This window comes from Enterovibrio sp. FF113, from assembly GCF_041439165.1.
GTDB classification, from domain to species: Bacteria; Pseudomonadota; Gammaproteobacteria; order Enterobacterales; family Vibrionaceae; genus Enterovibrio; species Enterovibrio norvegicus_A.
Genome location: NZ_JBGONO010000002.1, coordinates 246,117 through 265,583 on the forward strand (window position 1 = coordinate 246,117; position 19,467 = coordinate 265,583).

18 protein-coding genes are annotated in these 19,467 nt (G+C 47.4%); 8 read left to right on the forward strand and 10 right to left on the reverse strand.

Annotated features, from left to right (window positions below; translation table 11 throughout):
- Window positions 1-19: 19 nt before the first annotated feature.
- From ACED36_RS02810 to ACED36_RS02820, 3 genes are all read right to left on the reverse strand, one after another.
- Window positions 20-628 (reverse strand): DNA-J related domain-containing protein, encoded by a 609-nt coding sequence (locus tag ACED36_RS02810; RefSeq protein WP_016962516.1) that lies wholly within the window; start codon window positions 626-628, stop codon window positions 20-22.
- Window positions 629-1,044: 416 nt separating this feature from the next.
- Window positions 1,045-2,163 carry a glycine cleavage system aminomethyltransferase GcvT gene (gene gcvT / locus ACED36_RS02815; RefSeq protein ID WP_371732747.1) on the reverse strand — a complete coding sequence of 373 codons (1,119 nt, stop codon included), beginning with the start codon at window positions 2,161-2,163 and terminating at the stop codon, window positions 1,045-1,047.
- 119 nt (window positions 2,164-2,282) lie between these two features.
- Window positions 2,283-2,915 carry a helix-turn-helix domain-containing protein gene (locus ACED36_RS02820; RefSeq protein ID WP_017003715.1) on the reverse strand — a complete coding sequence of 211 codons (633 nt, stop codon included), beginning with the start codon at window positions 2,913-2,915 and terminating at the stop codon, window positions 2,283-2,285.
- A 632-nt stretch (window positions 2,916-3,547) separates the two neighbouring features.
- Here ACED36_RS02820 and ACED36_RS02825 point away from each other — a divergent pair.
- The 3 genes from ACED36_RS02825 (at window position 3,548) to gcvP (ending at window position 8,347) form a co-directional block, all read left to right on the forward strand.
- Window positions 3,548-4,948 carry an L-serine ammonia-lyase gene (locus tag ACED36_RS02825; RefSeq protein WP_016962519.1) on the forward strand — a complete coding sequence of 467 codons (1,401 nt, stop codon included), beginning with the start codon at window positions 3,548-3,550 and terminating at the stop codon, window positions 4,946-4,948.
- Between the two features lie 141 nt (window positions 4,949-5,089).
- Window positions 5,090-5,467, forward strand: coding sequence for a glycine cleavage system protein GcvH (gcvH, locus tag ACED36_RS02830; RefSeq protein WP_016962520.1), 378 nt, complete (start codon window positions 5,090-5,092; stop codon window positions 5,465-5,467).
- Between the two features lie 15 nt (window positions 5,468-5,482).
- On the forward strand, window positions 5,483-8,347 hold the full coding sequence (gene gcvP, locus ACED36_RS02835; RefSeq protein ID WP_371732748.1) for an aminomethyl-transferring glycine dehydrogenase: 2,865 nt from the start codon (window positions 5,483-5,485) through the stop codon (window positions 8,345-8,347).
- A gap of 314 nt (window positions 8,348-8,661) precedes the next feature.
- Here the strand turns inward: gcvP and ACED36_RS02840 are convergent, their stop codons facing one another.
- Together ACED36_RS02840 and ACED36_RS02845 are read right to left on the reverse strand one after the other, a co-directional pair.
- A complete protein-coding gene (locus ACED36_RS02840) occupies window positions 8,662-9,303 on the reverse strand; it encodes a class II aldolase/adducin family protein (protein ID WP_016962524.1) in 642 nt (213 codons plus the stop codon).
- Between the two features lie 49 nt (window positions 9,304-9,352).
- Window positions 9,353-10,027 (reverse strand): GntR family transcriptional regulator, encoded by a 675-nt coding sequence (locus ACED36_RS02845; protein ID WP_017003718.1) that lies wholly within the window; start codon window positions 10,025-10,027, stop codon window positions 9,353-9,355.
- A 575-nt stretch (window positions 10,028-10,602) separates the two neighbouring features.
- Between ACED36_RS02845 and ACED36_RS02850 the strand changes: the two genes are divergently transcribed.
- The 4 genes from ACED36_RS02850 (at window position 10,603) to ACED36_RS02865 (ending at window position 12,911) form a co-directional block, all read left to right on the forward strand.
- A complete protein-coding gene (locus ACED36_RS02850; RefSeq protein ID WP_017003719.1) occupies window positions 10,603-10,827 on the forward strand; it encodes a hypothetical protein in 225 nt (74 codons plus the stop codon).
- Entirely contained in the window at window positions 10,827-11,177 is a 351-nt protein-coding gene (locus ACED36_RS02855) for a hypothetical protein (protein ID WP_371732749.1), read from the forward strand. Before ACED36_RS02850 ends, ACED36_RS02855 begins: the two co-directional genes overlap by 1 nt.
- Before the next feature lie 164 nt (window positions 11,178-11,341).
- Window positions 11,342-12,193, forward strand: a complete 852-nt coding sequence (locus ACED36_RS02860; RefSeq protein ID WP_016962529.1) for an AraC family transcriptional regulator — start codon at window positions 11,342-11,344, stop codon at window positions 12,191-12,193.
- 115 nt (window positions 12,194-12,308) lie between these two features.
- Window positions 12,309-12,911, forward strand: coding sequence for a LysE family translocator (locus ACED36_RS02865; RefSeq protein ID WP_016962530.1), 603 nt, complete (start codon window positions 12,309-12,311; stop codon window positions 12,909-12,911).
- Between the two features lie 107 nt (window positions 12,912-13,018).
- Here ACED36_RS02865 and ACED36_RS02870 read toward each other — a convergent pair whose 3' ends face one another.
- Complete coding sequence (locus tag ACED36_RS02870) at window positions 13,019-14,125, reverse strand: M20/M25/M40 family metallo-hydrolase (protein WP_371732750.1); 1,107 nt, start codon at window positions 14,123-14,125, stop codon at window positions 13,019-13,021.
- Between the two features lie 206 nt (window positions 14,126-14,331).
- Window positions 14,332-14,988, reverse strand: coding sequence for a glutathione S-transferase family protein (locus ACED36_RS02875; RefSeq protein WP_016962532.1), 657 nt, complete (start codon window positions 14,986-14,988; stop codon window positions 14,332-14,334).
- 123 nt (window positions 14,989-15,111) lie between these two features.
- On the opposite strand from ACED36_RS02875, the gene ACED36_RS02880 reads away from it, so the two are divergent.
- Window positions 15,112-15,978 (forward strand): LysR family transcriptional regulator, encoded by an 867-nt coding sequence (locus ACED36_RS02880; protein ID WP_371732751.1) that lies wholly within the window; start codon window positions 15,112-15,114, stop codon window positions 15,976-15,978.
- Window positions 15,979-16,128: 150 nt separating this feature from the next.
- Here ACED36_RS02880 and ACED36_RS02885 read toward each other — a convergent pair whose 3' ends face one another.
- From ACED36_RS02885 to ACED36_RS02895, 3 genes are all read right to left on the reverse strand, one after another.
- Window positions 16,129-16,752 carry a LysE family translocator gene (locus ACED36_RS02885; protein WP_016962534.1) on the reverse strand — a complete coding sequence of 208 codons (624 nt, stop codon included), beginning with the start codon at window positions 16,750-16,752 and terminating at the stop codon, window positions 16,129-16,131.
- A gap of 209 nt (window positions 16,753-16,961) precedes the next feature.
- Window positions 16,962-18,896 (reverse strand): diguanylate cyclase domain-containing protein, encoded by a 1,935-nt coding sequence (locus ACED36_RS02890; protein WP_371732752.1) that lies wholly within the window; start codon window positions 18,894-18,896, stop codon window positions 16,962-16,964.
- Window positions 18,893-19,378, reverse strand: a complete 486-nt coding sequence (locus ACED36_RS02895) for a YfiR family protein (RefSeq protein ID WP_371732753.1) — start codon at window positions 19,376-19,378, stop codon at window positions 18,893-18,895. The genes ACED36_RS02890 and ACED36_RS02895 overlap by 4 nt, the downstream gene beginning before the upstream one ends.
- Window positions 19,379-19,467 lie beyond the last annotated feature (89 nt).

Genomic DNA, 19,467 nt, shown 5'->3' on the forward strand with positions numbered 1-19,467 from the left:
CATCGTGTTTAATGCCAACCTATAAGCGCAAACTCTGCCACGCTTCACACATAGTACGAAATGTCGCAGCATCACCTTCAGGGCGATCGGGGTGCCACTTCAACGCCATCTTGCGCCACTGTCGGCGGATCTCTAAGTTTGATGCTGTATCTGATAACCCCAAGGCTTTTAACGCATTGCGCCGTTCTACGGTAGTTTCGCTGCAGTGACCAACGTGCTGCTGATACCGTTTCCAAAATGACTTGAGCAGCTCTCGAACGTCTTCCGTCTGCGCATCATAGTTTTTCCAATCCATGTAGTATTCTCGCAATGGATCATCGCGATTCACTTCATGTTGGACAAAACCTGACCCTGCTCCACGCCACATCAATCGAATATCCATGGATTCAACTTGAAGCCATTGGTTGGGAAGCAACGTCTCTTGTAACTGGTAGAGCGCGTTCATGATGAGAAAATTACGCTTGAACAGGTCCAATTGGGGATCATCATCCAAGTGGTCCATGATGGTATTTTTCTGCAGTTCAGCCATTAGGTAGTGGACTTTCCAGCTTTCATTCGACGCTTCAAGAACACTAAGTATTGGCCAGATCAGAGGGTTATCAATTTCATCCCGTTGTTCTGCAAGCATACTGCCATTTCTCCTTTGCCCTAATGTCGTACTTATAAGACATTAATCCATAATCACGTGAATCGCCTACAAAATTGCTTTCTTCTGTAATGAGTCACAACTTCTTGCCTTCTTAAGTTTGTCGTTACCGCTCGCTATTGACAAAAGACTCAGAAAACAGGGGTTGCATACTCAGTGCCAGTTTTGAGATTGCGTGTTAGATTTTCCGATATTGTGTTCAGTGAAAAACGTGAGATATGCGCAGGGTGTTGAGAAGAAAGAAAAAAGGCCAAAGCGAGGCTTTGGCCTTTTGACTAGATAACAATAGACAAGCGTTAATCAGATTAAACGCATCGTGATAAAGCGGCAAAAAAGTGACGCAATATCATTTTCACCGCATCGCTAACAACGTTAAACGACCTGATTACACGCAGTGCTTAACCACGGTAATAGCGCTGTGGCACGAACGGCATTTTCTCTATCGTCATCGGCAATTTCTTACCACGCACTTCCGCAAACACTTCCGTGCCAATCACTGCACTTGCTATTGCTACATAGCCCATCGCTACGGGTTGACCTTTGGTTGGCCCAAACGTGCCGCTGGTGACGATACCTATTTCATGGTCATCGGCATCAAACAGTTTTGCGCCTTCGCGAACAGGCGCTTTGCTTGAACCAATGAGACCAACACGCTTACGTGACACATCTTTGGTGGCGATTTGATCAAGAATGATGTCAGCACCCGGGAAGCCACCCGCACGCTCGCCATCGGCACGACGTGGCTTGCTGATCGCCCAAAGCAAACTTGCTTCAACTGGCGTGGTGGTGGTGTCGATGTCGTGCCCATACAGGCACAATCCGCACTCAAGACGCAGTGAATCACGCGCGCCAAGACCAATCCACTCGACTTCTTCGTTCGCTAGCAGTGAGCGAGCAAACGCATCGGCTTTATCGGCAGACACTGAGATTTCATAGCCATCTTCACCAGTGTAGCCTGAGCGACTCACCACGCATTCTATGCCGCCAAGATCCATCATTGCCGCATCCATAAAGACCATGTCTGCCACAGCAGGGTTCAAACGGGCAAGCACATCAGCCGCTTTCGGGCCTTGTAAGGCAAGCAGTGCGCGATCTTCAATCCGTTCCAGCGTGACATCCGCAGGTAAGTTAGCCTGTAGATGTGCAATGTCTTGTTCTTTACACGCTGCATTAACGACCACAAACAGGTGATCGCCAAAGTTAGTCACCATCAAGTCATCCATCAAGCCGCCTTGCTCATTGGTAAACAGTGCATAGCGTTGTTTACCTGCTGGCAGATCAATAATATCGACTGGCACTAATGCTTCCAGCGCCTTTGCCGCGTTCTCGCCATGAAGGCGAAGTTGCCCCATGTGCGAAACGTCAAACAAGCCGGCATTATCACGGCAATGAATGTGTTCTTTACGTACACCTAACGCGTACTGAACGGGCATTTCGTAACCAGCAAATGGCACCATTTTGCCACCCATTTCAATGTGCAGATCGTGTAGCGGGGTTTTCAAAAGATCCTGAGACATGTTTCACTCCATGATCACGGCGTCAGCCGACGTTCTCGCATTTCCGCTCTATCTGTAAGCTCAAGATGTACGCAAGCTAAAGATATCAACGGGCTAAAATATGTGTGCACCTGACACTATCAGGACGCGGTCACCCATAAAATCAGGGCATCTTGTTCACTGGACGAGGTAAGCATGTGACCCATCGCGGCGTCGTAATACACGCTGTCACCCTCATTCAGTTCAATCGCTTCATAAAACTCAGAAAAGAAAGCAATACTGCCTTCTAGTACTAATAGGAATTCTTCGCCATCGTGACGGATCCACTCGTCGTACTCTTCAAATGTGCGAGCACGAACCCGTGATTTGAACGGAAACATTTTTTTGTTGGTGAGTTGCGACGCCAACAATTCATGTTCATAGGTTCCCGTTGGGCGCATCTTGCCTTCACCCATGCGCGTGACATCACGACGACCCATCGCTTTGCGCTGTTTCGGTGGCGCAAACAATTGGGGAATATCAATGTTCAACCCCGCCGCCAGTTTCTGCATGGCTTGGAATGTAGGCGAGATTTGTTCATTTTCAATCTTGGATAAGGTTGAGCGCGCCAAGCCGGTTAACTTGCTCGCTTCTTCTAACGTTAGCCCACTACTCGTGCGAATTTCTTTGAGGCGCTCGCCTAACTTTAGCGGTGCAATATGTGCATCAGCTTGTCCACTCGCCCTTTCAATGGTTACTGACGGATACACATCCTGTGCATCTGAGTCTGTCATTTTTCGTCCCTCACCTTTGGCAATTCATCAAGCACGTTGTTGGCGTCTTTGTCGTGAGCCGCCATTTTTACACGAGAATAGATTTACTCAACACGGCCAAGTTAACATTTTTAACAAAAAGTTTCCTATAGGAAACTTACTCTCTCACCATTGTGTGCTTAACACTGATGTTCAGCACAGAATTTCAGACTAAGTCCAATGAGGTGACAGTTCAAGAAATAACCACCCAATCAGCAATAATTTCAAGTCACTGTTTTATATGATTATTAGTTATTTTCAAGTAAATGCTAATTGCAATCTTTTCAGCAAAATAGTAAAAAGGCAAACGTTTGCGCAAGCTTGGTATTCTTGATGCCTCTATCAAGGAACTTAAATGCAAAACTGCCTACGGGATCACAATGAGAGTTTCCTATAGGAAATTTTGTTTTGCACGACGCAAATACGGGTTGTATGTTACGCAAATGTTGAAGTCGAAATAACGATAATAAACCACTCTTGCTATACCCAAAGTAGACATGTGCAAAGCACAGGCTGAAATGGGCAACAATGAGAACTGGACGACAACACATGACACGGACTAACCATTACCTCGGTATCCGTGATGCTTAACCTACAAAGCAAGGATACGTGCGATGAGTCATAGCATGTTTGACCTGTTTAAAATTGGCGTTGGCCCTTCAAGCTCCCACACTGTGGGTCCGATGTTGGCAAGCGCTCGATTCGCTTCTGCGTTACGTGAAAATGAACGGCTCCACAATGTGGAGAATGTGCGTGTCGAACTTTATGGTTCGTTGGCGCTCACCGGAAAAGGCCACGCAACCGATGTTGCTTGTGTGATGGGATTAATGGGGGAATGGCCAGATAGCATCAACTCAGACGATATCCCTACACTGGCCGCCATGGTCAAAGGCAGTAAAGAACTGCCTTTAGATGGTCATCGTTTTATTCCGTTTGATTGGGATACCGATCTGGTCTTCCATTTTGACCAAGTGCTCCCCGAACACCCTAACGGTATGACGTTGACAGCCTTCGGTGAGAATGCTGAAGCCCTGCTCTCTCGGACCTATTTTTCGGTTGGGGGAGGCTTTGTTGTAGAAAAAGGTGAAACGGATGCGCTGGCCTCTGATTTCAAGCCGCCTTTTCCATTTACCAGTGCCGTTGAACTGTTGGCACATTGTGAGAAAGAAAAAAAATCGATTGCGCAAATCATGTTTGTGAACGAACTCGCTCGAGCAAAACATGAGGATAAACACGCAACCATCGACACAATAAACCAAAACATTGAAGCCATTTGGCAAGTGATGTTGTCTTGTATTGAGCGCGGCATTGAACAAGACGGCGTGTTACCTGGCGGATTACAGCTCAAACGACGTGCTAAGAATCTACACGATCGTATTGTAAAGAAAGATACCGATGGCTTGCCCGTGGACACCAACGATTGGGTCAATATGTACGCCATGGCAGTTAACGAAGAAAACGCCGCGGGCGGTCGTGTTGTCACAGCACCAACCAATGGCGCTGCAGGTGTCATCCCAGCAGTATTGGCGTACTACAACAAGTTTGTTGCGCCAAACAATGTTGAAGGCATCCGAACGTTTTTGGCGACAGCCGCTGCGATTGGTTCGCTTTACAAAACCAATGCGTCTATTTCAGCTGCCGAAGTCGGTTGCCAAGGTGAAATTGGCGTGGCGTGCTCAATGGCAGCTGCTGGATTAGCCGCGGCGATGGGGGCGACACCAGAACAAATTGAAAACGCGGCGGAAATCGGCATGGAGCACAATCTTGGCCTGACGTGTGACCCTATCAATGGTTTGGTGCAAGTACCCTGTATTGAACGAAACACTATGGGCGCAGTGAAAGCGATTAACGCGACTCGCTTAGCGCTCAATGGTGACGGCAGTCACCATGTTTCGCTTGATAGCGTGATTAAAACCATGCACGAGACGGGTCTCGACATGATGAGTAAGTACAAAGAAACGTCCCAAGGCGGGTTGGCAACGAACGCCATTGCCATCAATGTGGTCGCTTGCTAACCGATGTTGATGTGAAAAAACCTGACCAGCACGAAGAATTTATCGGTGTTCAGAGGGAAATGCTGAACACCAAGGAAGCCCAAATTTTCCGCTGTATGTATAGCGGACAACAATTAACTCGTTTCATACGGAGATGTAAAAATGGATGCAACCCTGAAGTTTTCTAAGAGCCATGAGTGGGTAAAAGACAACGGCGACGGCACTGTCACTGTTGGAATTTCTGATCACGCACAACAACTTCTTGGCGATGTCGTTTTTGTCGATCTGCCGGAAGTTGGTAGTGATGTAGAAGTCGGCGAAGGCTTTTCTCTCGTAGAATCAGTAAAAGCAGCATCGGATATTTACGGCCCAGTAAATGGCGAAGTGCTTGAAGTTAACGAAAATCTGGATGACAGCCCAGAGTTGGTTAACGAAGAACCTTTCGAGGGCGGTTGGATTGCAAAAATCAAGCTCGCAGATGACAGCAACCTTGATCATCTGATGAGCGCTGAAGCATACCTAGAAACTATCGAAGACTAATTCAGGACGCAGGTCATGACAGAATCACGCCTACTCGATCAACTGCAATCTCACAATGAGTTTGCCACTCGCCACAATGGTCCACGCGAATCCGATCAGCACGAGATGCTGAAAACGGTAAACGCCACCAGCCTCGAACACTTGATTGAAGAAACAGTGCCTGCTGCCATCCGTTTGGCTCAGCCGCTGGATCTTGACGACGCTCTGAGCGAAGTCGCTATGCTGCAAAAGCTAAAAGCGATTGCTAGCAAGAACATCATTAAGCGAAGCTTTATTGGTCAAGGTTACTATGGCACTCACACGCCAAACCCAATTCTGCGCAACGTGCTTGAAAATCCGGGTTGGTACACGGCTTATACCCCATACCAACCTGAAATTTCCCAAGGTCGTCTTGAATCTCTGCTGAACTTCCAGCAAATGGTGATGGATTTGACCGGCATGGATCTCGCAAACGCATCACTGCTGGATGAAGCGACAGCTGCTGCAGAAGCCATGACCCTGTGTAAACGTGGCGGTAAGAGCAAAAGTAATACCTTCTTCGTGGCTGACGACGTTCACCCACAAACACTGGACGTGATTAAGACTCGCGCACAATTTATGGGTTTCGACGTCGTTATTGGTGCAGAAGACACGCTGCCGACCCATGATGTCTTCGGTGCGCTTCTTCAATACCCTGGCACAACGGGCCAAGTGCGCGATTTGACTGCGCTTATTGCATCGGCTCAAGCGAACAAAACATTGGTTGCTGTGGCGACTGACCTTCTCTCGTTAACCTTGTTAAAAGCGCCGGGTGAAATGGGCGCTGATGTTGTCATTGGTTCGGCACAACGATTCGGCGTGCCAATGGGCTTTGGTGGTCCTCACGCGGCCTTTATGGCCACGCGTGACAAGCTGAAACGCACCATGCCGGGCCGTGTTATTGGCGTATCTGTTGATACTAAAGGCCACCAAGCATTGCGCATGGCGATGCAAACTCGCGAGCAACATATTCGCCGTGAGAAAGCCACGTCTAACATCTGTACGGCGCAAGCACTTCTGGCGAACATGGCAGCTTTTTACGCGGTTTATCATGGTCCACAAGGCCTGAAGAAGATCGCACGTCGTGTACATCATTTGACGGCTTTGGCAGCAGCAGCATTTAACCACGCAGGCGTCGCGCTAGCGCACCATGATTTCTTCGACACCATCGCGTTGAATACTGGCTCGGACACTGACGCTTTGTTCCAAAAAGCACAAGACGCTGGTTTCAACCTGCGCAAGCTAGATGGTCAACTGAGTATCAGTTTCGATGAGACAACCACACTGGAAGAAGTGAATGCACTGGTTGCAGCACTGACTGACGAATCAGACGTTGCGCCGTTCGCTTCTTCTGTGGAAGCAGACGAATTCGCCGCGATTCCAGAAACGTGCCGTCGCACTAGCGATTACCTGACTCACCCTGTGTTTAATACACACCAGAGTGAAACCCAGCTAATGCGCTACATGAAGAAGCTGGAAAACAAAGATTTTTCTTTGACTCACGGCATGATCCCACTAGGCAGCTGCACCATGAAGCTAAACGCAGCCGCAGAAATGATCCCTGTTACTTGGCCAGAATTCGGCGCATTGCACCCGTTTGTTCCTGCGAATCAAGCGTTAGGTTATGGCGAACTGGCAACGTCGTTGAACAAGATGCTTTGTGAAATCACAGGCTACGATGCCATGTCGCTTCAACCAAATTCTGGCGCGCAAGGCGAATACGCGGGTTTAATCGCCATTCAGCGTTATCACGAAAGCCGTGGCGACACGCACCGCAATGTTTGCCTGATCCCAAGCTCTGCACATGGCACGAACCCAGCATCAGCCTCGATGGTTTCCATGAAAGTGGTCGTTGTCGGCTGTGATGACAATGGCAACATCGATTTGGCGGATCTGAAAGCGAAGATCGAAAAACACCGCAACGAATTGTCATGCATCATGATCACTTACCCATCTACACATGGTGTATATGAAGAAGCGGTTCAAGAAGTGTGTGAATTGGTTCATGAAGCAGGCGGTCAAGTTTACCTTGATGGCGCTAACATGAACGCACAGGTAGGTTTGACCACGCCAGGCTTTATTGGCTCTGACGTGTCTCACCTTAACCTGCACAAAACCTTCTGTATTCCACACGGTGGTGGCGGCCCAGGTATGGGTCCAATCGGTGTGAAATCGCACCTTGCACCCTTCTTGCCAGGCCACGTAGAAGACGGTTCAAACTTCGCGGTTTCTGCTGCGCAGTTGGGCAGTGCGTCTATCTTGCCAATATCTTGGGCATACATTGCCATGATGGGTGAGCAAGGCCTAACAGAAGCCACCAAGATCGCTATCTTGAGCGCGAACTATGTGATGGAGCGTTTGCGCCCTTACTACCCTGTCCTGTACCGCGGTACACATGGTCGTATTGCGCATGAATGCATCATTGATATTCGCCCACTTAAAGACGCGTCAGGCATCAGTGAAGAAGACATCGCGAAACGCCTGATGGACTTTGGTTTCCATGCACCAACCATGTCGTTCCCTGTTGCGGGCACACTGATGATTGAGCCAACGGAAAGTGAAGACAAAGCAGAGCTAGATCGTTTCTGTGATGCAATGATCGCTATTCGTGAAGAAATCGCAAAAGTACAAGATAGTGAATGGCCGCTGGAAAATAACCCATTGGTCAATGCACCGCATACGCAAGCTGATCTGATGTCGGCAGAATGGGAGCGTCCATACAGCCGCGAGCAAGCCTGTTTTCCTAGCGTACAAGCGAAGGCAGCCAAATACTGGCCAACGGTAAATCGTGTCGATAACGTCTACGGTGATCGTAACCTGATTTGTTCTTGCCCTAGCATTGAAAGCTACGTGGAAGAGTAATCCACTTGTTTCATTAAGCGCTGCAGAACGATATAAAAAGGGCCATCGAATCCGATGGCCCTTTTCTTTTTGATCAAAATCTATCTTTGTCTAGATAAAACAACGATCAATAAGATAAATAAAATCAATAAGATAAACAAAATAAATAAGATAAACAAAATCAATAAGATAATGGGTAAGATGACGATCTTGTTCAATATCTGAAAGGTAAATACTGGAGGCTAAAAATACACGTGATGGCAGCAAGAGGGATGATACCCATTATGGCTGGTATGGCAAAAAATCAGCCATACACGATTCAATACTAAATACACTCAATGTGCAAAAACGGCGTTAATCTCGGCAATCTCTTCATTACTGAGATATTGCAGGTTTTCATTTGGAGTTTGTAATCTTAGTGCTGCCGTTTCTTCCAGCTCTTCAAAGTTATACATAGCATCTTTAAGGTTTTCACCCATGACAACTAAACCCGCATTTGTTGTCAACAAAGCATGATGCTGTCTGGCTTTTTCTGCCAGCATACAAAACTCATTACTCACTCCATTGTTATCAGTGACCGAGACTCGAGGTAGTATCGGCGTTCGCATCGCAACAAACGGCGCAAACGCAGGCAAGACGTTCTCCGGATTAAGGCTCTCGTTGTCTGCCAGTTTTGAAATGTGTTTGGAACGCATAGAAACAATGGCGCGATACTTGGGATTCGCACGATAGATAGCCAAGTGGTACTCAACATCCCATTGCGGTTTCTCTCCGGATATTAGTCGACCTTCTAGAGACATTAATGAAAGCAACTGTGGTCGCAGCTTTCCATGACCCAAACCGTTTGGCGTCATCAAGACTGTGTCATCACTCATCAACACAGAGAGATTACCTCGCCCCTCTACACCTTGTCTGTGTAAAAAGAGTTCGCGGCTGTAATCAACGAGCTGCTTCCGTAGATTACCCTGCTCTAACATGTCTCATCTCCAACCAAGTAATTGTCACTGCCAAAAATATCGTGTACGTCTATTGCGTCGGTCTTGCTTCAATCAAGCCTGTAATACCTTTCAGTAAGGCAATCAAATCTTCCGAGGAACGCTGTAAGTACGCTTCATGAGTATGTTTCGCCGTTTCTTTATCACCACGTTCAATTGCGCTGACTAAATGTGAGTACGCATCAACTGAATCCCAAGGCGTTGCGCCTAATTTGGAAACCATTGCCCGTACACGGCGAGATTTATCCATCATGCGCTGCATGAGCAATAAAAAGGTTTTATTGCCTGTTAACCGGATCAGCGACATACGAAAACCCGCTTCATGCCTCACCCACTTAGTGTGGCTTTGCTGGTCACGTGCGTCATGAAGTCCTTGCAGATGAAATCTTAAGGTATCCCAACGTTTTTCATCCAGCGTTTGGAGGTCAAGATGACTAATGGCAAATAGCTCCAACGCGGCAACCACCTCAAGCACCTCATTAAGCTCATCCAAGGAGATAGGCTTGATATAGATGCCACGTCTTGGCACTGGCTCAACCAACCCTTCTTGCGCCAACCGAATACATGCTTCCCTCAGTGGCGTACGTGAAACGTCGATACGACGTGCCAGCGCCTCTTCGAGGTAGTAACTCCCGACTTCAAGTTCATTGGACAAAACCATTTGCCTGACAGCCTGATATGCCGTTTCTGTCAGCGTTCTTCTCATCACCATCCTTAACATTCATGCGCTTCGCTGTGGAAGATGCCTCCCCCGAAAGACTCGCATTGCGTCATGACCATTTATACGTATTTCGTACTTTATGTATACATTGATAGTTTTGTCAAAAAGTGAATATTTCGCAAGTTGAAGACACTTATTAACTTATATACATCAATAAATGAGAGTCTTATCACTTAAATCATCAATCTCAAGTCATAGAAATCATAGGTCATCTTTTAGATGATTAGAATTCTCATATTTTTAATGTATACATTAAATTGTCTTTTGGAGCCGCTAGAAATACGTTACATGGATAGAATGAGGAATGGATAGACGAATAGAGGGAGAGTCTAAGCAAGGGCGGCACTGAAGGGAGAGAACAATTAGCCTCTGATTGAATCCGATACGGTTAAAATACCTCCATATTTTCACTGTTCTATTGATACAGATCTCAAAAATAGGCCTTTAGACTACCGATTCATTCGGCAAACCGTAGTCTGAATACTCCTTTGCAGCACAAAACATCAGGATGATGAAATGTTGCAGTAGAGTATCTCTAGTAAGAAACCAAGGAGGGCGAGATGGCAGAACAAAACGATACGCTTTATTGTGAGGACTGTGGGCAGGTAACGCTCCATATGCACATCCAACTCGAGCCACGAAAAATTTCCCCAGACAGCACCTTCTTTCAACGTGCCACGATTGTTCTTTCGAACTCAATGGATTTAATGCTCGGCAGCGCCTACGAACAATGCACATGCTGTGGTTCAACATTTGGGTACACAGACAGTATTGGCGGCATCTAATGGCGTTAAGCGCGCTTAGTGACCTGCTCAATAACAACGGCTTTAACGCGACAATGAAAAATGGGAATGTCCGCGTGCATTCAGGTTGGGCGGTGTTGCCGATTACCATTAAGCACGACATCGCCAAAGACATGCTTGTCGTGGCATACAATCAAACCGGTCAATTGCTTGTCGCTATCCTCTTTGTTATTCAGTGCTTCATATTCCTAGGCGCTGGCGCATTTTTCTCAGCTGGGCTTGCTGGGTCTGTTGTGTTTTTGTGTGCGATGAATGTTGTTTTGACTGACTCTTCGGCCAAAGAAATACGCCAACACTTACGGCAAATGGCCCTTCCTCAGCAAGACATTTAATCCTTTCTCTCATCCTACTAAGAGCCAAGTTCCTTTTGGACGAGGCCTTACATCAAAACGTCTTGACGCTGCTGGGCGTAAATCGAGCAATTTTGTTCAAGTTTTGATGCCCTTCGATGCTTATACTTTGCCAAGATGTTAAATCGGCACACAGGGGAATCGACGTGAACGCAGAGAATCACTTTCATTTTGCTAACAGCAAACACCTTGATGGTGTCTCCGTACTTGATGCCAATATGCGTGAATTTGCCTACGATAAGCATGCCCATGAAGAGTTCTCGATTGGCGTGACATTACAAGGCCGCCAAGATTTTTTCTGTCAGGGGGCGTACCACAAAAACCCCGCTGGCTGTGTGTTGCTGTTTAATCCTGAAGATGTCCACGACGGCAGTTCAGGCGGTCAACAAGATCTTGAGTACCTGATGTTGTATGTGCATCCCAAAAGCGTAGACAGTCAGTTCAAGGCACTTGGTGTGCGTGACCCCAACCATCTTCGCGTTGAAGGTTGCCGTCTTGATAGCTTGGCGCTGCGCAACCAAGCATTGATGATGTCTTCGTTAATCAAAGATAAACAAAGCACTCGCATTGAACAGGAATCAGCGCTGTTTCAGCTTTCTCATGCCATGGTGTCTTGTGCTGGGCTGCTTGACGAATTAGGCCCGTCTCGCCGACAAGATACCCTACTCCTTCGCGCCAAAGAGTTTATCCAATGTAATCTCGATAAAGACATGTCTATTGATGACATCGCGAATGCTGCATCTCTATCAAAATTCCACTTCATTCGGCTTTTTCGGGCCCAATTTGGTATCACACCACACCAATATGTTTTGAATTGCCGCATCAATGGGGCGAGAAAAGCATTGGGTTCAGGCATGCTTTCCAGCGATGTTGCCCAAGCATTCGGTTTTGCTGACAGCAGCCACTTGAATCGTCGCTTTAAGCGCGTGTATGGCATGACGCCGAAACAATATCAGATTCAGGTCCGCCAGCTACCGCCGCCGATATTCTCTACCTAGCGTCTTTTTCGCAAGCACTTACGCTCGCTATTCCATCCTATTCATCTCATTGATTTCTTCAGTAAACACACTGAGGACGTCATTTTTGCGCCTTCAATAAAGAGGTAAGATCGCCATGTTAGAACTCTGGGCATACGCTTTTGGCATCATGTACTCCCCAGGCCCTGTCAATTTACTCGGGCTTCACGGGGGTATTCACGGAAGAACAAAGCAGAATATCCCTTATTTTGTGGGGGTTGCAGCAGCAATGTTTATCTTGTTTGTCACCATGAACCTCATTGGTGGCTCGCTGGTCACTCAATCCTCGTTGCCATATTTCAGCGTGCTTGGTTGTGGCTACATTTTCTATATCGCCTACAAACTGCTAAGGGCTACTGTGACACTGACTGGGCATGATAATGAAGAATATCTGACCTTCAAAGACGGGCTCATCCTGCAACTGCTTAACCCCAAAGGCCTAATTGCAACGCTTCCTATCGTCACCATTCAGTTTCCTGCCGCAGGTATTCACGGTACAAGCAGTGTATTTTGGATCGCCGTCTTAAGCATGTTGGCCTTCGGTGCGCCAACGTCTTATTCATTAATAGGTAGTTTGCTAGGAAGACGAATTGAACAACCCATGTATTTTCGGGTGTTCAACATCGTGATGGCGTTGTTACTTGTCTTCGTTGCGTTTGAGATTGGATACCAACACGTTTATTTACCTTGGTTTGGATAAGATAAAAAAGGCCGCCTAAATAGGCGGCCAGTGTGATTCGATGTTCACTTCAACGTTGGACTGCATGTGATAGTTTCAATGTCTCTACACATCACAGAGTCTCTGCATCATTTGGTCACGTAAGAACGAACAAACTCACTGATAGCGACGAGATCGGCAATCGCAATGAACTCTTCCGTCGTGTGAACTTTTGCCATGCCTGTCGACATGTTCACCGTCAGCAGGCCTTTCTCGTTAAAAACGTTGGCGTCAGAACCGCCACCCGTAGGTTTGGTCACAGGCTCAATGCCGATTGCTTCGAACGCTGCTTTAATCGCAACAACATGTGGGTTGTCATCAGAAATACGGTAGGCGTTGTAAGAACGCGTTGATTCAATTTGAATGCCTGCACCGTGCTTTCCCGCTGCAGCTTCAAACGTCGACACCATATGCTCAACTTGTTTCGCCAGTTTGTTGTCATCCAGCGAGCGCGCTTCTGCTTCGATGTAAAGCTCAGGCATCACGATGTTAGTCGCTTGCCCGCCACGCACCACACCAATATTTGCAGTGGTTTCTTCATCGATACGACTGAGGGTCATGTTACTGATTGCATCAGACGCCACGGTTAGCGCATTGATGCCAGTTTCAGGCGCCAAGCCCGCGTGCGCAGGTTTGCCTTTGATGGTGATTTTTAGGCTTTGCTGACCCGGTGCCGTCGTAATAATCGTGCCTATTGGGCCGCCTGAATCCAAGACAATCGCTTGCTGCGATTCGATCATACTCATGTCGAAGTGCTTCGCACCTTCCAGGCCCAGTTCTTCATAAACCGTAAAAGCCACTTCAATCGTTTTGTGAGCGTCACTGCTTTCTTGAATCGTGCGTATCGCTTCCATCACAGCGGCAATACCCGATTTGTCATCGCCACCCAAAATGGTTTCGCCGTTGGAGCGAATAATGCCATCTTCAATAACGGGCTCAATGCCGTTGCCTGGCGTCACGGTATCCATGTGGCTGCTGAAAATGATGCTACCATCCAGCGAACCTTTCAGTTTCCCGTAGATATTAAAACCATTAGAGATGGCATCTGGTACCGGCAATTTTGTGACGTCAAAACCCATCTGACCCAGCTGTTCAGCCAATACTTCTGCTACGGCTTTTTCATTGCCAGATTCGCTGTCAATTTTCACCAGCTCAATAAAATGCTCAACCAGTCTTTCTTGATTAATCGTTGTCATCGGTGTGCGACTTCTTTTCTGCGAGATGAGGCAATACCATAAACCCAAATGAGGCACCGTTTAGATGGGTTACATCAATAAAATGGCCGATTTGAGAAAATGACAGACAAAAAAAGAACAAAAAAGACGGGCTAATGCCCGCCAAAGGTATGGTACCTGTTCCGCATCATTTCAGATGCTTTGTTCCTCCGACATACTTGCCAACGCTAGGCTTTTTCAACACCCGCTTCATCTTCAGAGACAATAGAGGTGTCAGATTTCGATTCGCTGATCCATTGCTGCACGGCGGGGCTGTTCATGACTTGCTCTGCGTATTTCTGCGCATCAGCAGATAACGCCACGCCATAAGTAATAAAGCGCAATACCACCGGCGCATACATGACATCCGCGATGGAGAACTCACCAAATAGCCAACCGCCTTCATTGCCAAACTCTTTCATTTGATCGGCCCATATTTGATCAATGCGGGCGATGTCGTTTAGGCATGCTGCCGACGGCGATATTTTTCTTCGACCACGAATATTCATGGGCATTTCATTTCTCAAGGCATTAAAACCTGAGTGCATTTCTGCAGACACTGCACGTGCTTTGGCTCTCTGTGCCACGTCCTGAGGCCAGCCCTTTCCATCGAGATAGCGATCATTCACATATTCACTGATTGCCAACGAATCCCACACCGCGATGTCACCGTCCACCAGCACAGGTACTTTCGCTGCACCTGAGTGTTTAGCGATCTCTGCGTAGAAAGACTCGGTGAAAAGCGCCAGTTCAACTTCATCAAAATCGATGTTGAAACCACGTAGTGCTAGCCAGCCGCGTAACGACCACGTTGAATAATTTTTGTTTGCGATGATGAGTTTCATTGCACACTCCTTTGCATTGATAGGGGATGAAGACAGAACCAGTATGCTAGGTTGCAGTGAAGGTTTCTAACGCATAGTCTTGATACCTTGTATTTGAATTGTTGATGCTAAGGATTTGCAAATATGGATATTGATTCACTGAGAAGCTTCTTAGCCATCGTCGATACAGGCAGTTTCACTCGTGCCGCAGCACAAATTCACCGCACGCAATCAGCGATCAGTATGCAGATAAAGCGGCTTGAAGAAGAGCTGGGCAGCCCGCTTTTTGACCGAGAAAAACGGCCTCTTAGCCTTAGCTTTGCTGGTCAGCGCCTTGTCAGTCATGCGCGGCGTTTAATCGCTGGGCACGATGAAGCGCTGGAAGCATTCAAGCGCGAAGATACCTCTCGCCCGATACGAATTGGCTGTCCCGATGACTACGCAGAATCTTTGTTACCCGACTTTATTAGCACACTGCGGTCACGCATCGGTGAGCAAACCTTCGATGTGCTTTGTGCTTCTAGCACACGCCTAAGACAACGTTTAGATAGCGGTGAATTAGACATGGCAATCCTCACCCGTTCACCCGATTCTGACGAAGGTTGGCTGCTCAAACATGATAAAGGGGTATGGGTGTGTGGCAGCGATACAAGCTTGCTTCATCGCAGACCTTTGCCCATCGCCTTGTTCGATAAGAACTGTAAGTTTCATTCCACCGCATTGGATGGGTTAGGCAAATTCGGGATCGAGGTCGATTTGGTGGCGTTTACCACCAGCGCTTCAACCCTTCATGGTTTAGCCCGCGAAAACCTTGCTATTTCCGCCATGGCGGCCAGCAGTGTGCCGCTAGATTTACAGCTCATTGATAGTGGGAGTCTTCCGCCACTGCCTGCGGTTGATATTGTCGTCGTTACCGCAAGCCGCTCACACCCATTGATCACACCGTCAGTAATATCACAAATATCTCAGGCGTTTTTGGTCCAAGAGCAGAGTCATATGCACATCGCCTAGCTTTGGAACAGGTCTAGGTCTAGGTCTAGGTGAGGAATTCATTGCGATTTTTCCCGCGATCAAAAACAAAAAAGCAGCGAATTCGCTGCTTTTCTATTTTTGAAACCTTGAGCCACTCACTCTGTGGTCACTGGCCAAACGACGACGTCATTAACGACTTAGCGCCAAGTAAGCCCCAGCACCAATCATGATGGATCCCGCACCACGGTTCATTCGCCTGACTGCTTTTTCGGTTCGAAGTAATTTCGCCGCTTTCGCCGCGCCAAACGCCACCAGCATTGCACCACTCATTAATGCAATGGCTGCCAGCACATTAGCCAATACCACATCTGCCATGCTGAGTACGGTCAAATCCATAAACGTGGGCAGGAAAGCGATATAGAACAAAATCACTTTCGGGTTGGAAGCCGAAATCAAAAAGCCTTGGATGAAAGCAGACAAGTGCCCTTTCGTTTTCTCTTCCGGCGAATCTGACATCGAAGCCAGTTGTGGTAACGCACGAAACATTTTGTAGCCGAGATAGATTAAATACGCCGCGCCCATGAAACGGATAACCGTGAAAAGTTCAGCATAGTTTTCAGCAATGGTTGCCAAGCCAAAACAGGCCAACGTCAGATAAACCAGATCACTCACCACCATGCCCGCAGCCAGTGCTGTGCAATCACGCGCCCCCTTTACCATGGCACGCGCAAGAATGGCAAAAACCCCCGGCCCCGGAGTCAATACAAAGATAAAAATAGCGAGCGTAAATGTAACCGCGCCTTCGAGAGACATAGCTCTTCCTTTCGGCATTCAATAATTTTCAGAAATTACCAGAAATCGTAGGGTTACTCGAGAGGAGTTTTGCATGAATTGACAGACTATTGCTCACAATCTCCAGCTCCCTGACTTAAGCCGAAACAGCGAGACATTCATTGAATGATCTCGCTGCTCTCATGGTATGGCCTAATTGATGGCTGAATTGTGCTGAATGAATAGCTTACCTAAACGTATTCCAACACGTCTTCTTGACCCTCTTTTGCTACAGAATAGCGGTTTTTACCACTGGCTTTAGCGTGATACATGGCTTTGTCCGCCTGTTCAATCACCGTGCTCAACGATGTCCTGTCATCGGAAGCCCAAAAACGCACACCTATACTCGCACTGATTTTCGGTTTACAACTATTGATGACAATGTCTTGATTCAACCTATCGAGAATACGCGTCACGATAGGGTGAACGGTCGTCATATCATAAATGGCGATAAGGAATTCATCTCCCGCCAAGCGAGAAACGAAATCGAGACGAGAAACACTGGCTTTCATCCGACTTGCCACCACTTTTAGCAGTTCATCACCCACCTTGTGTCCATATTGGTCATTCACCGCTTTGAAACCATCCAGATCAACAAATAGGACATGCATATCTCGTCCTTTACTGTGTATCTTCACCAGTTTTTCGAACGCGTGAGCGCGGTTAGCCAACCCTGTCAGTACATCATGGTTAGCAATATGGCTAAGGCGTTTATTTTCTAGTTCGACCGACTGATCCACAATCGACACCACAAAGCCTTCAACCTTTCCACGGTGATCCGTCAGTGTCCGCACGGTGACTTGACATGGAATATAATGGCCAGCCGCTGATTGCATCTTACTATTCCATTGATAGCTCCCCGACGTTATCAATGTTTTTAAGCCACCAAAAGTGACATATCCCAGGTCACCCGCTGAGAGATCTTGCCAGTGGTGACTGACCCCAAACTTTCTGATGCTGGCTGTATTCTGTGTTTTGATGACAAGTGAACGCGACAAAACTAACGTGGCATCTTGGCTCTTATCGAAGATCAATTCCGCCAGTTTTCGACGTTGTTCTGCTTCTCGGTCAGCGGTGATGTCTTCAAACTGCAACAAGGAGTGCTGTGCGGACGCCATCGGATGAGTGCTGATTGAGAATACCGCACCTGTTTCAATGTGAACCAATTCCACGTTTTTCAATGGCAAGTGCTCATCAACTGCTTTTGATATCGCCATGATGCGTGAAACCGGCTCGAACGTTTCCAGCAACTGTTCAAGATCAGTGGGGGAGCAGCCAAAACGGTTTAACTGCATTGCCGCCGCAGGGTTGTAATACGTGACTTTGTCACCTGGAGAGATCACGATGACGCCATGCTCCATGGTATCGAGTACTTGGCTGATATAACGCCCTTTTTTCTCCAACTCTTGCAGCGTTTGTTTTAGCTGATTGTCGCGCTCAGAGAGATTCGTCACCATCTCATTAAAACAGGCGGTGAGTTGGCCCAGCTCATCATTATGACGCACAGGAATAGTTCGACTTAGCACACCCAGACGAACAATCGATGACATAGACTGATGCAGTGAACCCAGGGGGGATGCGACGATTTGGTGTAGAAACTGTGCAAACAGCAACGAGAACACAGACAAAAATCCCGTACCGACAGCCAGGTACACCAACAACATGCGATGCTCACTGTCGATGGTTTCACGAGAAATATAGAGCTCTATTTTCCCTAGCGTCTCTTTACCCAAAATGATTGGCCTGACCACATACTCAACGGCGATGTTGGTACATGCGATAGTGCCATTTTGAGATCCGCAATCTGACGGTAACCTCATGAACGAAACAAACTCAATCTGCTCGGGAGACACAACCCGTGCAGCAATTAAATCGGGATCAGCGCTCAGCGCCATCAGTTGCTCTCGGCCTGTTTCTTTGTCACTAAATGCGATGGCGGCGGTCAGGTTGCTCGCTGCCGCGTTAGCCATCACAGTTGCACGACTAATCAAACTTTTTTCGAGATTCTTACCCACAATATGATCGACAGCCACCCCAAGCACAACTGCGCCGCCGGTCATTAATAGCCATGTTGGCAGGATAAACTTCACCCTCAATGGGAGGTTGTTCAAAAAACGAAAGATCATGCATTACCCTCCACATCAATGACGGCGATTGAAAGCAACTGAGAGCGCAATGTAAACGGCGTACCCAATAAGTTTTTCAGGTTTACTAAGGGTTTGACTCGGTTATTTACTTTGATAAAGGCCACCATGCCGCCAGCAGCAGTGAAGCTTTCGCCTTCTCCGACAATCAACGCGTCAGGAAAGCGAGTACGTAATGCCGCAATTCGAGCCGCGGCGCTTTCAGTGGTGTAAACAATGTGGCAGCCTAAAACGTTGTCATCCCCTTGCGTAATATCGCGAAAGTTTGCCTGCTCCGGCTTTTGTGTAACGACATCTTGCAAACGTCGGCTCACGACGCTGTTCCCGTCTACACAAAATTGATAGCGACCATTTTGGGGTTGACGGTCTTTCCAATCAGTCAAAAATGCAAATCGAAATAGGTACACAGCTTTCAGATCTTCATCTCGAAAATCACTCGCACGCACCCCTAAACTGACCATCATGACAATCGTCAACAAGAGCCAGCTTATTCTTCGCGAGAAAGTACGTTTCGCCAAATCAATCATTCAAAAGCGCAACCCAATCAAATTGT